The 15,078-nt window shown below is 38.6% G+C and carries 2 protein-coding genes; both read right to left on the bottom strand.

All coding sequences use genetic code 11. From position 1 onward, the window contains the following. Positions 1-111: 111 nt before the first annotated feature. The gene (locus IGJ39_RS06575; protein WP_195339263.1) at positions 112-7,302 is read right to left on the bottom strand and encodes a QWxxN domain; all 7,191 of its coding nucleotides are present in this window, start codon (positions 7,300-7,302) and stop codon (positions 112-114) included. A 259-nt stretch (positions 7,303-7,561) separates the two neighbouring features. After that, positions 7,562-14,821 (bottom strand): QWxxN domain, encoded by a 7,260-nt coding sequence (locus IGJ39_RS06570; RefSeq protein WP_438764332.1) that lies wholly within the window; start codon positions 14,819-14,821, stop codon positions 7,562-7,564. Positions 14,822-15,078: the final 257 nt, after the last annotated feature.

The raw sequence follows: 15,078 nt of genomic DNA, 5'->3' as shown, positions 1-15,078 counted from the left end.
TCGAGATGACACGCTGCTGTCCCGACCTCCGTAGGTATTGATCATTTATTCTTGGATCGTTGCTCCACAGTAAATTGCTGAACAAAAAGTGTATAATTTTTCCTAGTCTCATTACTTTTGAAGATTTAAGTCGCTCTTTTTTTTGGCTGAGGTGTTTACTTGTCCTTCATTCACAAACCCACTGATTTTCGTGCTAAATCCAACCAGTTTATTTATCCGCGGCTTTTTTTGATTCTTCTTATTCTGATTCTTCTTACTTTGTTTCGTCTTATCTTGTCCAGAGCCTTGCTGATTGGTATTCTCTTTATTAGGCGTACTGGTTGGCAAGGGACTTGCAGTAGTCTGGACTATCGGTTTTTTTGTAACTCCCAATTCTAGATTTCTTTCAGCTATATTGAACTGTCCTGAATTCATTAATGCAAGAGAGACCAGCATTTCACCATTTATTTTTGGTTTGTTCTGTTGATTGCTGAGGTCTCGTTTAAAGAGTTTTGGTCGTTGATTGATTGGACGTTTATTGAAAGGATTCCCTAATGCAATATCTCTAATGATTATCGTAAGGGTTTCTGCATCAAGACTTTGAATATTCATACTCATCATCGCGTCAGTTTTTTCTGCAAGTATAACCGCTTCTTCTGATAACATCGGAGAGTTCTGGTAATCTGCTAACTGATCAACAAAGCGAGTAAACTCCTCCGTTTTGAAAAAACCTGGATACTTTCTGAAATATTGGTTGCGAACATCTGCTCCAGATTTCGAATATCCTGACACCATATACGGATAGCTGGAAATAACGTCATATGTCATGGACATGATATGTGTTGTTTCATGGATAAGAGTTTCCTTTGGATCTACAGATATCTGTAGTTTTGGCATATAATCTGGATCAATATGATTCATATCAGCAATAAATATGATTCGACACTCCGGATCATGACTCATCATAAACGCATATGCCTCTGGGATCGCTTCAACCTTTGAATAGAATACTTGCTTCGCTTCATTTTTTTCTAACTCTGTAGAGACGATCCAAATATTTTTAAATCCCCAATCCGCTGACTGGCGAAGAAAGCGTTCGCCTTTTTCAGATACAGATAATAGTCTTTTAAAGATCTCCCTCAAATAAGGTTCACGATTTTTGATCAGATACATGTCAAACATTTCTACTGCATACTTACCTTCAGGAGTTTCCGCAATGTTATCTAGTTTCAACAACTCAATACATCTTTCTTTTGTAGTTTTGAAATAATTGATTGCTTCATAAAATCCATCTGAAAGTTCTTTCAAATAAGGTTGAAGGTAATCAGGCACCTTGCTAAGATCCAAACCCGAAAAAACTTTGTAGTCTACAGGTTGTGAATGATACATTATTGCAATTACTTCAGATATTGATTGACGCATACTTTCCTCATTCAACATAACCTCGACTTGTGGTTCGGGAATAAAAGTAGTTAATTTCTTAGGTTCTACATTTTTATCGACCGTCCTTGGTAGCGGATCTGTGAACACTGCCACTGCTTCCCTGATTTTATTCCATTCTTCCCATTTACCTGGCGTATTTGGTAGTAGTGGATAGGATGGAGTTACCTGTTGTGACGTTTTTTCCCCTTGGGATGTGCCAACAGTTCCGCTTGAAGTACCTGGTATCACCTCATCACTTTCTCCGGCTCTTCTGATCTGGTTTTGAATGTCAATCGCTTGTTTTTCAAGCTCAGTTTCGAATCTAAATGAGCGGTTAATTGGATCGAACCGTAAGATAGTCATCGTTTCAAGGATATCTTTTTTTACTAGATGGTACCGATTTACATCTTTATCCAGTAAGATCAATGGAAGATAGCGATCGTTGATTCTAATATAAGACCTCCCCTCCGCATTCCACATCAAACCTCGTTCATCTGGGGGTGAAAGGATACTTGGGTCCCATAATGCCTCAAATTGATTGATTCGGTTCGTTATATCTATTTCTACAGGTTTCCTCACCATTGGCGATGTAGATGGTTCAAAATACCATTCAATCCCATTGAAATTGACAGGTAAAAGCTTTTCTCCATCAGAAACATCGTAGCGTACGCCATGCTTTTTGAGCACAGTTATTTCGACAGGAATCATATGCCCATCCATTTGAAGCACAGAAACTCGTTGACCATCTCTTTTTTTGAATGTAAAGACGTTCCCTTCTCCATAAGCTTTAGGATTTAAATTGGGTTCTTCTACGAATACTTGATCAACGTCCAATGTTCTTGAAAGTCGTTGGATCACTACCTTTTGTCTTGGTGTGAAGGTAGCAGGTCCTTCAAATTCTCTCAACTGGGTACCTCTTAAGGTAAAATATTTCCCAAACACATCCCCATTTCTAAGGTCATTTACCCTCAAGTATAAATGGTTTGACATACGCTTCACTCGGACTTCTGGACCATCCTTTGCTAAGCGAGCGGTCACATATTTTTTTGTCCAATCAGTCTGTTGACTTCCTAATTCGCCTAATTTTGCTAATGCTGCTTTTAATTCTTTTCCAATAAATTGTTCATTGCTAAATTTGACTAAACGTTTCAAAATGAAGCGTCCACTACCTGCGATCAACTCCACGCCCGGCTCCAAATAACGTATCGTATTTATGATTAGCCCGCTAAGTTCGGTTAGCGTCGGCAGAAAGCGTGCGCTGTTTTTTAGCGTCACACTCATCCCACTTTTAACGACAGATTTTGCGACTCCTAAGGCAAACCGCATGTTGAAAGTCGTCACCTGACCTAGAAGTGGGATCAATGAGACCGCATCAATCAGACAATTAGGTACTGCTTCTTCAGCATTTTGTTCGGAGATACCCACCACGCAATCATAAAAAGGGATCACGTGTTTTAAAACATTCCAGACTTTTGTAGCGGTCGTTTGTTCATTGCCTGAGTCGTATAACTGTTGATAGAGCGCATCTCGATGCTTCAAACTGATTTGATTGGCGAGTGTCTGTTTCGTATCTCCACGAGAAAATTCCTTATCGGTATGCACTTTCGTTGTGAATGTATAATCTTTCTTGCCAATCCGGATCATATCCCCATTTTTTCGAAATTGCCCATCCCAAATATCTTTCTGATCCATCAGGCCATAGGTAAGGAATAAAAAGGGATCTTTGTCCACACGATAAAATTTATAGCCACCATTTTCCACTTGTTTCAACGCATACCATCGTTCTTCGTTTCCCTTGAGGACAACGATCAGATCTGTTTGGTTCAAATTGAGCGTCGAGTTCAATAATTCCTCCTGTTTATAAAATAAAAGCGGAGGAACTGAACGTAAATTCATTGGGTACTGATATTGACGGACTTCACTCTTGAATTGAGCCGAAGCTTCATAAATTCGGCTATCAGGAGAAAAGATAAAATCCAACTCCTGTTCTCGGATCGATTGGATTGAAAGCTGGATCAAAAACTCATTAAGCAAGTGAAAGGATTCTGAGACATCTTTTGTCAATCGAGTATACCAATTCTCAAGATCTGGTGGGATCCATGGACCGGGACAAGGGTTACCACCAGCTAGATACACTTGACTCGCAGCCAAATCAAGTCTTATGCCAAGTCGATTACACTCTGCTAGTACCTCATCTACTAACACAAGCTTTCGTCGCCAGTTGGTCACAGCTTGTCGATACGTAAGAACAAGATCATCCGCAATCGCTTGCATCTTCATCATCTGGAGATAACCTCTTTGTGAATAACCGATAAAGGTAGTCAGTGCTACTTCGATAAGGTTTCCTTTCACTAGCGCTTCTTGCATTTTATCAGGTTCTAGTTGCGCCACAGTGAGCAAAGCTGGCGTTAAAAGGAAGGACAACTCTTCAAAGTGACGGATGCCTTCAACACTAAGCGTTTCTAAGAAAAATTCACCTAGCAATTGCTTCTCAGTCTGATTAAACTGTCTAGCAAAACCTAAATCTGTCATTAAGCTCTCACCTGTTAATTGAATCAATGAATTATAATCAGAAATCAATAAATTATCTGAAAGATTGCTTGACTTCAATAAGTAATTTGGCAACGCTCGGTTGGACAAAGAAATCCAAAGTTTCCTAAAAAACATCTCTGTGTCGCCTGCTTGATTGCCCTGTTGTAAAGTATTGGATGGCGGAGATAGGTTGATCACTCCTGCTTTTTTTAATTCTTCAAACATGAGCAATTTTCTAAGATGACCAATCGTAAAGGCTGATGGATCAGGGGAATCGACGATTTTCTTTACGATGTACGCTTCGATCGAGCTCCCCAATACATTCTCAAACGCCCACTTCATCACCGTTCTTTCTGCACTGGAATCAGAAATCATTTCATCTGGACCGCCACCATATAAGTTCAATTCTTTTAAGATCAAAGAAGCAACTGCCTGAACTTTCTCAGGCATGATGACCGTTTGCTTCTCACCTTCGATGAACCATCGCCCCATCGCACTCAGAACATCTTCTTTTGTCGCCATGCCAATCAACAGACCTTTATTACGAAAGAAATTTTCGACTTGTTTTAATAATTTTGGACTACGCCATTGCTCACTATTTGCTGTTTCTTTCGATTTCTTTTCTTCTTTGATCGGTGATTCTGTCAGAGTGGTCTCGTTTATGTCTGTAGAAGTTGAGACTGTACTATTTTCAAGTATGGATTCATTATTCACTGATCGTGGCACTACAGTCAATAATGATTCATCGGCTTCAATCAACTCCCACAACCATTTCGTAAAAGTGATTTCAGCATGTTCATTTGAAATAACACCATCTACCTTTTCATCGAGGATCACTTGGGCGATTTGTTTGACTTTTACCATATCAATGATGTCTTTAGTTGCTCCCTCAAGTAATATCCAGTTTGACACAGTTTCAGCAAAAACATTGGGATCCGATGCATTACAAGCAACATCTTGCTCCGATAAAAATTCCGCTACTCTTTGGCGTGCCATAACTTGATCATTCATTGATGGCATTCGTGATGATTCTACTGGTTCATGAAGGTTCTTTAGAGGTGGATCTATATTATTTTCACGAAGAAACAGTTCGATTTTTTGATTCATCTGTTCCTTACGTTCCTTTTCCTGATCCTTTTTGATTTTATTGATATCGATGCCCAGAATTTTTTTCTTAGCTTTCTTGTATGTATAACCGATCTGCGCATTATTTTCTTCCCATTGCAACAAAATCGCTCGTGCCATATTGACCGTTAAATGTTTCTCTGTCAATCCATAGGCTTTCAAAAGTAAGTTGGCTGCTGTTAACTCCCTTTGGAGGATTTCATCGTACAGTTTGCCATTAAAAATCCATTTTTGCAGCCAATAGATTAACTTTTCAGGCGTTGGCTTATTCAAATAAATTCGATGCTTGTAAAGAAATTCTTCAACGATTGCGTTTACTTCTACTGTTTTTGATCGCCTGTTGAAACTATTTTTATGGTAATAAATCGCTAGAATTTTGGTCCCCTTAGAAACAGTCTCTGGGCGCTGATGCTTAAAATCCGCATAAATTTGATTATTTATTTTTTTTTGATTTTGTAGTCGAATCACTGCATCATCCTCTACAGGTGATAAGCGATACTGCTCCGTTTTTTCATTGATTTCTTTAAATTGATAATCAATCAACAATGTATTCGTTTTCCATTGATTATAGATCGACTGTAACTTTATGTCCGATAAGAAATCCCCTAGTCGGACATTTTCTATCCCATATCCGGTAAGTATCCGGTAAGCGAGATACTGTGCTCTAGCGGAGGACAGAGACTCTTCATTTTTCCAATTCATACCGGCCCATCGTTGGACAACTTTAATCAATTCCAGATCGGTCGCTTGCGTAGGAAGTAAATTCTGATCAACAAAAAATTCTTTTAAATACGTGTTCACTTGAGCTGTTTGATTCCTTCTTTGAGAAAGCAACTCGTCATAATAAAAGTTCGGTAATGGGGACAAAATCCCCGTAGGTTTTTTATTTTTAGAGATTGCTTCAATGATTTGAATGACTTGTTCATATCCAGAATCCATAGAAGGAAGTAGGAGTTGATCCTCTAGATTCCCTTCAACAGTTTGAACAGTCGTAGATTGATCGGGCATTGGTCGACCAATAATGGGCGCTGCCTCTACGCCTCTTGTGACTAAAAAATCATATTTTTTTATGAAGTGATCAAGTTTTTCCGCCAATTTGTTCGTGAGTTCCCATAAAGGTGATATCGCTTCTGCCACCACTTCCTTGACAGCTGGTTCCGCCATTGAAGCTTGTGTCTGGGATTGATCAGGTAAAACTGACGCTAGAGGAATATTCGAATTCTGATTTATTTTGCTATCCATCGTATCATAGGACGAATGATTGACTGAGAACGTCTGAGTCAGCCACTCAACCAAATGATCCATCACTGAGTATCCATTCGTGTCTGCTGGTTGCTCTGTATATGTAGCATTTTCAGGTTTACCGAAAAATGTCGTAAAGAGCTCGGTCAGTTCTCCCCAAAAAGCATCAACGATTGGCGCTTCAGGAATAGGAGTTCCATGCTTTTTTGTTTTTTCTTTCGTTCTTCTATTTTTTGTTTGATAGAATTCTTCCACCGTTGATTCAAATACCGTTTTCATTTTTTTGGCTGCTTCTTCGGCAGTGAATCTGTGTGTTGTCTTCTCTATTGTTTGCTTTTTAAAAGAAAATTTTTGAATACTCGCAGGCATACTTTTTCGTTCTTCATTGGTTGTTTGTGATTTTGTAATAGCTGTCTGACAAATAGTTTTAAAATGAGCTTGTGTATGATTGGCGCTATTCCAAAGTCCAAGAGGGTTTTGGTGAAAGATCTCGCTCGTAGTCGTGCAATTTTCGACTTGCGCAATTCGATGCGCCATTTTGTGCAGCCCTATGCTCCACTGATGGGCCTTCTCTACTAAATAAATGAGTGAATTCGAAGGCAATGCAACCTCAATCGTCGAATTGGTAGGTATAGACGAATGATTCGGCGTAAATGGGGTAAATCGCTGGGGAGCCGCAGTAGAACTTGACACTAAAGAATGTAAAGAGGTCTCATTCCCTTGTTGTCGTGCTTCTACAAATGTATCCACTTCAAATGCAGCAGTCGTTTCTTGCACTGCACGCTGTCGATTCGGTAGATTTGCTTCCGATATCCGAAGATTTTGACCAACACTTAATAAGTACAATATTCCTGTCGGCGACCAGACTCCTCTACCGACAGGATAATGCCCAAAGCTGTCTGCAAGTGAGCTTAGATTTCTTTTTAGGTTATCTTCCGTCATATATTTCTGTGATTTGTTGTTGAATTGACCGATTTTTTCTCGATGTTGTTCGATAGGCATCTTCATACTCCTTTGTTTATTAGGTATTTGTACGCATCTGATAAGAGATAGATCGTGTAAACAACTAAACCAAAATTTGTCTAATTAAGATGAATAATTGACTAAGCAAAACAAGATTTATTGCATCGAAATGTAGTCACAAAATAAAATACTAATACCTAAAGACAGCCAAATAATCATTAAACAACTGTTGTCTTTATCCCCAGTGTCAACGTATTTTACAATCGTTGACCTGCATGATCATTTCAGGATCTCAATTTTATAAATTCATTCCTACCAATTTATTCTTATTTTGTCTCCTTGTTGAAGTTCTATTTAGCGCCTGACTCTTTCCAACTCCTCTATTTATGAGAGCGGAGAATTTATTATAAAATGATGGGTTGGCGCTTACAGGCTGGGAAACCTTAGATAAGGTACCAGTTTGTTCGACAGAGCTAGATTGAGAAGTTCCTTGATTGCTTTTTTCTTCCGAAACATTCAAATCACTTCGCTTCACTCTTGTTCGTTGTGCAGGAATCTCTCCATTTTGTGATTGACTATTTAGTATCTTTCTATCTATCACCGAAGCAGAACCAGCTTGTTTTGAATCCATTGAGGTAGAAAATTCTGTTGTAGGACTTACATCGCTAAGTGTGCTTCCTAAAGGGGGTTCCTTCGTCACTTCTAAGCCAATACTTCTTTCTTCTGTCGCATACTCACCGATTGACATCAATGACAGATTGATAAGGATATTGCCACTTCCAATTTCCGCAGTTGGCTCTTGAGTTGGTTCATCCACAGAGCGTTTAGGTCGCAGGAGCGGTTGATCATACCTGTACCCATTGGCAACATCTCTAAGAAGCGTACCGACCATTTCCGCATCATTCAACATATAATTAGCCAACAACATAGAATCTGTACCGAAATTCCGAAAAACAGCCATTCGTGATAGCTTATCCATACGGAAATAATCTGCTATCATTCGAACAAAATTAGAAAAACCAATGGTTCTGAAATTCTTATGATACCGAGAAACGAAATCGATTAGTGCATCTTTTCCGCGCCTTAAAAAACCACGGCGCACCTCATCATAAACGACGATATCATCAGTCATTGAAACTAAATGAGACGTTTCATGAAGTAAAGTTTCTGAGACAGGCGGTGCAATTTCAACTTGTGGCCAATAATTAGGGTTCTTATTAAAAGAATCAGCCATAAGTATGATTCGATTTTCGGCATCCGTCCGAATCACAAATCCATATGGCGAAGTACGTTCTTTACTTAAGGAATAGAATTTCTTCGTTATCGGATCTTTTTGGAAATCGGTGGAAGCAATCCAAATATTCTTAAATCCCCAATCTGCTGATTGCTTAAGAAATGCTTTGCTTTTTTCTGCGATTGTCTGAAGCCTTTTGACCACTTCTTTTAAGACTGCCTGTTCCTCTGGTTTGCCATATACATTAAACATATTGGCTAAATAGGTTCCTCTCGTCGTCGAACTTATTTTCTCAAACCTTAACATATATTTACATTCTTCGATAACAAGATCTACAATATCCACCGCTTCATTATATTCTTTTGCTACTACTTTCCGAAATTCTTTTAAATGTTCCGGCATTTTTGCGGCATCTAAACCAGCAAATACACGATATTTATTTTTCAATTCGGGTGGTAAACAATGCTGAATACCCAGCTTGATTTTTTTTATGGTCAGCGCTTCATCGGTTATTATCTCTTTTGGTGGTTCTGGTATAAGCTTAGTTAATCGTGGGAGTACCACTTGACTATTCTCCAGTACAGGGACATTATTAGGGCGATCAATCTCGATTGCATTCATACGTGCTTTCCATTCTGGCCATTTCTGTGGTATTTTAGGCACCCACATATAGGGTGGATAATTAGGGTTGCTAAGAGTTACAGAGGTCAGCTGATTTTGTGTAGAGGCTGGTTGACCTTTTGATGTGCTTGCTCCCTCATCGAAGCCGCCAGCGAATAATAGATCATCCGGACGTTCAACAACGCTTTTCTCCAACTGAGTTTCAAAACGGTATTGATCGATTCCCGGATCCAATCGTAAGACAGTCATAGGTTCGAGTATATCTTTTTTCACTAAATGATATCGGTTGTTTTCCTTATCTAATAAGGCCAAAGGAGTATAGCGTTCTTGGATCTTAATATAGGTTCTACCTTCTGCACTCCACATCAAACCATTTCCATCTGGTGCTGACAGAGTACTAGGGTCCCATACAGCTTCAAACTGATTGATACGATTCGTCACTTCGATTTTTACTGCTCTCGAAATTAGCGGGGATGTATCTGGTTCGAAATACCATTCAATACCATTAAAGTTCACTGGTAATACTTTATCTCCATCCATTACATCATAGCGCACACCGTATTTCTTTATCGTTTGGATCCTAACAGGAACAAGTTGACCGTCCATTTCGATCACATCCATTTTTTTCTGACCATTTTTATAGATTTCCATGACCGTTCCTTCACCATAACCTTTAGGATAATAGTTTATCTTTTCGATAAACATCTCATCTGGCTGGATATTGATTTTTAAAGATTGGATGATTTCCTTTTGTTTTTGAGAAAAAAATACGGGTCCTTCAAATTCTCTCAGTTCTTCTCCTCTTAAAGTAAAAACTTTTCCATAGACATCTCCTTTTTTAAAATCGGAAACTTTGACATATAGATTGTCTTTCATTTTTTTCACTAGAACTTGCGGACCATTTCTTGGTAAACGAGCGGTAACAGTCATTTTTGATATCACTGGTGCAGGTAAATCTTTTTCATGTTTTTCAAGTTTTGTTAGGACTGGTTTAAAGTGGATATTTCTCGTAAGAATTGGCTGGTTTTTTAATTTTAATAGGTTCTTGATTACAAAGCGTCCACCGCTAATTGCTGCCTCAATCCCTGGATCGATATACCGCACCACACTAGCCAAAAGACTTCTCAAATCGGAGAGTTTTGGGAGCACTTTTGCGCTGTTTCTTACCAATCCTGTTACCCCACTTTTGGCAATCACTCTTGCAGCGCCTAAAGCAAAACGGACATTGATAGTAGTTATTTGCCCTAATACAGGAATGACAAGAAGCGCATCAATGACACAATTAGGTACTGCACTTTCAACATCTTTGTTGATGATGCCAACGACACAATCATAAAAAGGGATGAAATGACTAACCGCATCCCATACTTTACTCGCCATCGTCTGGTCATTTCCGGATTCATATAGTTGTTGATACAGAATATCTTTATGTTTCGTGCTTATAGTATTGAATAAAGATTCCCTTTCATCACCATGAGATAATTGTTTATCTCGATGAGTCTGCATGACAAAAGTATAAGAATAATCACCGATCCGAATCTTAGCCCCTTCTTTTTTATATTTCTTCCACCAAAGTGATTTGAGATCTATCACATCATGATCTAAGAACAAAAGTGGATCTTTATCCACACGATTAATCGTATATCCCCCTTCTTTTTCTAACCTCTTCAACGCATAGACCCGTTCTTCATTCCCACGAACGGCTACCAATAGATCTGTATGCTTAAGGCGTAAGATCAAATCATCCCTATTTTCTTTTCTACTAGCGATAACGAGGGACGGGACTGAACCGATCGGGTTTGAGGCAAGAGCTGCCTCATCTCTAAACTCAGCCGTTCCTTCATAAATGCGCGTCTCAGGAGAAAACATAAAATCTAACTCTGTTTGACTATACGAACCGATGGATAGTCCAATCAATTTCCGATTCAACAGATGATACGACTCTGCCACATCACTGGTTAGCTCTCTGTACCAAGTTTCGATATTAGGTGGAATCCAGGGGCCTGGACATGGGTTCCCACCAGCTAAATAGATTTCTCCTGCAGCTGGAGGCACCCTAATTCCGAGTCTTTCACACTCTTTAAGGGTCTCATTAACTAATGCTTGTTTTCGCCTAAAGTTGATCACAGCCGTTTTATAGTTGCGATAAAAACGTTTAACTTCTTCATCGTGAGCCATGATCGCAAAGTAGCCTCTTTGGAAATAGTCAATAAACGTACTGATCGCGACTTCTTTATAGTTGCCCGTTTCAATTGCAATTTTTAAGCTAGGGGCATCTAGTTGCGCTGTTGTGAATAATGCCGGTAACAGCAGCTGATCAAATTCTTCGATATCCTGGACCCCTTTTTCACTGACTGATTCAAAGAAAAGTTCACCCAACGTTCGAATCTCTTCTTTGTCAAATTTATCTAGAATACCTGCAGCTGCTAGTATCCTTGATCCTGCAATCTGCATCAATGAACCATAATCTGAAATCAATAGATCATCTGACAATTCACTTGATTTGAGAAAATAATTAGGGAGCAAATAGTTTAGACACTCCTTCCACAAATATCCTATGTTAGTCTCTAACTCTTTTTGCTTTTTAGCATCATTATCTTTATTAAGAATAATTCGTTTGTTCTTTACCAATTCCTTCAGTTTGAATGAGTCTCTCAGTTCACCAATCGTAAAACTTGCCGGATTGGGATGATCAAGGATTTTTCTTGTCGCATATTCTTCCACTGAGCTGCCTAGCACATTTTCGATGACCCATTTCATGATTGTTTTTTTTGCATCATTATCAGAGATCAGCTCATCTTCTGCTCCACCATATAAGTTTAATTCTTTCAGTATAACAGTGGCTATTGCTTGTAGCCTTTCAGATCTAATTTCCCCTTCATCTTTATTTTGCATAAACCATTTGCCTATTCCACTCAAAATATTCTCTTTTGTGGCTGGTCCTGTGATCAAATAATTTTGACGTAAATATTGCTCTACTTTATTCGTCACTTGTTGACTTCTCCATTGAATTTCATCATTTTTCAAGTCAGGTTTATCCGGTTTTGGTTGTATGTCAGGTTTCAAGTCAGGCTTATCCGTTTTTGCCTGATTGTCAGTTAAATCAGGCAACTCTTTTTTTGCCAATTTCCCTTCTAACCAGTTCGCAAATGTCAACTCTGCTTCCTTATTTGAAATGAGACCATTATCTTCTTGGTTAAGTATCGTTTGTGCGATTTGTTTTAGTTTAACAGGATCGATCACTTTCTGAACCGCCCCTTCAAGCAAAAGCCAATTGGATACCGTGTCCACTAATAACTGAGGATTCGATAGATTACAGACAACACCCTTTGTTTTTAGAAATTGACAGATTCTCTGATCGATTACTTCTACTGGTTCAGTACGTCGGTTTTGATCTGCAGGTTGTTCAACGCCATGAAGGGTTTCATTCTTAGGTATAATGTGATTTTCTTGAAGAAAAGACTGAACTTGTTCTTCCTCAGTCTGATCTGATTTGTCCTTGCGAGCATCTGGCGCAATCGCATCTATATTTTTTTTTGCATATTTATAACCCATTTGTGCATTATTATTTTCCCATTGGAGGATCACCGCTCGTGAATCATTTGTTCCTCCAAGAGTCATTTTCGATCCATAGGCTCTTAATAACTCTTTCGCTACTAACTCTTCTCGACTCACGATTTCTTCATATTTCCCTAATCTGAATATCCACATCCGCATCCATCGGACCAATTCACTTGCGGTAGGATTCTTTAAAATGAATCCTTGCTTTTCTGCAAAATCAATCAGTTGTTTATTCACTGCTTCGGTTTTTTCCCGATCGTTAAAGAGATCGCGATTGTAAATAACTGCTGTAATCGTCTGGTTTTTTGGCACAGTAGCAGGAACATCGTTGATAAAGTCCGAAAAAATCTGGTTACATACATTCGTTTCCTTTCGATAATAAGCCTCGAGTGGTTTTTCCGTAGGTGACATTTGAATGGGTTTCGACTTTTCTTGGTAAGTATAATTTACCAAGTGTACATTGACTTTCAACTGCATAAAGACTGCTTGTAGTTGTTCTGTAGTCAAAGGATCTCCTATTCTTACATTTTTCAAACCATAGTTTCTTCGAATGAGGTAAGCGGCAAATTGAACTTTAGACGAGTCTTGCGAAATATCACTCATGCGACGGATTTTAGCCCAACTCTCAAACGCCTTGACTACTTCAAGATCATCGGCATTTTTGCTCACAGCTTTTTGTTTGATTAAAAAAATCTTCAGTTTTTTGATTACGTTCTTTGTTTCGCTCTTACTTCGGAATAAAGATTTATCGTAAAAAAAGTAGGGCAAAGGTTCTTGATACCGACTAGTTGGGGTTCGATCATGTTCAATATCTTCTACGATCCCCTTCACTATCTCGATCTTTGAAGATTGAGGTTTTTTTGCTACTTTCTTTCCCCGTTGGTTATCTTTGACTGTCTTGCCTTCACTTTCTGCTCTAACATTTAGACGTGGATCGTTGATCGGCCTTGCTTCAGCTCCTCGAACTACGAATAAATCCCATTTTTTTATAAAGTTGGTCAGTGTTTCATCCATTTTGCTAAACAATGTCCAAAATTGTGTCGCAAATCCTTCCTCGTCTTTTTTCAAAGTTGGAATTCCACTTGAGAAGTCATAGGATCGAAAAGCATGAGGAACATTTGTATCTTTTGAAGCTTTAGATGTCTGATGGATCTCATCTTGGTATGAAATGCTTTGAGCCATCATTGATAAAAAGCGAGTGATCAGCGAATCTCCTTTTAAACTTTCATGTTTTTCTGTATAGATTGGTTGATCAAAATCATTAAAAAATGTGACGAAAGCCTCAGTTAGTCCCTTAAAGAAATTAGCTGTCCCAGAAGTATCGTTTGTCGCATTTCCTGTTGTCTGTTGATCCGTCTGATGGCTGGTTTTGTTAAATGATTGTTGAAAAATATTTTTTAGTTTTTCCGCCGAATCTTCAAATAAAAATTGTTGTTTGGAACTCCCATCGTCTCCTTTCTTGAAGGAAAAATGATGTAGCTCTGTGGGTTGATCAGTTGGTTGTTGATTTATCTTTTGAGACTCAGCAATCGCACTCTGACAAACGGTTTTAAAGTGGACTTTAGTGTGATTGAACGGATTAGATTCTTCCTCTAAAATTGGGCGCGTTATGCTCGTCTTATTTGTTGTGCATCCATATGTTTCTGCAATACCGTGTGCTATTTTATGTACATTTAAACTCCAATGATGAGCAAAATCTGTCAAATTGTAAGTAGTATTATCATAAAAAGTTCGAAAAAATGGTGCATTCACAGTAGCAATAGCCGTCGAGTTCTCTGTCAAAGCTGGTGTGAGCAACGTCGTGTTCACCGTCGAATGAGAGGTGAGCGAATTCAATACTTCTGATTGATTTGCATGTTGTGTGACTTCAACAACAGTATCTGCTTCAAAAACAGCGCCACTATTCTGCTTAACTCGTTGTTGTTTGGGGCCTTCTCCTCTAACGACCACATTTCCTAAGATGCTCGAGACATATAGTGACAATAATAATGGCGAGTGAAGAATCTCTGGTGTTGGGGCATGACCGACGTCAGAAGAAATTGCTTTGACTGCCTCTTCAAGAGCTTGCTTATCTTCTTTATCATTCTTTTCATTGTTAAATTGTCCATTTCGTTTTCGATTACTTTGATTATCGATTGGCATAGCTTTCTCTCCTTGTTTTTTTGATGAGATACAAACTTAACAGTACAATTTTATGCCCCAATTATACATGGTCGTCTGTTTGAACTCGTGACTAGTTTTTTTTTAATAATAAAAACTTGAACTTTTTTTGTCACTCAGTTATAAATCAATCATTATAAAAAAACGCATAAGTCAAAAATAGATCAACTATTTTTGACTTATGCGTTTTTTTATTAAAAAGAGTCAGTGAACGCTACATAAAATCTTACATTTTCCGA

This window comes from Enterococcus sp. AZ140, from assembly GCF_051714405.1.
Classification (GTDB): Bacteria; Bacillota; Bacilli; order Lactobacillales; family Enterococcaceae; genus Enterococcus_B; species Enterococcus_B pernyi.
Note: the sequence above shows the minus strand (reverse complement) of the source record. Positions and strands in the feature narration are given on the sequence as shown.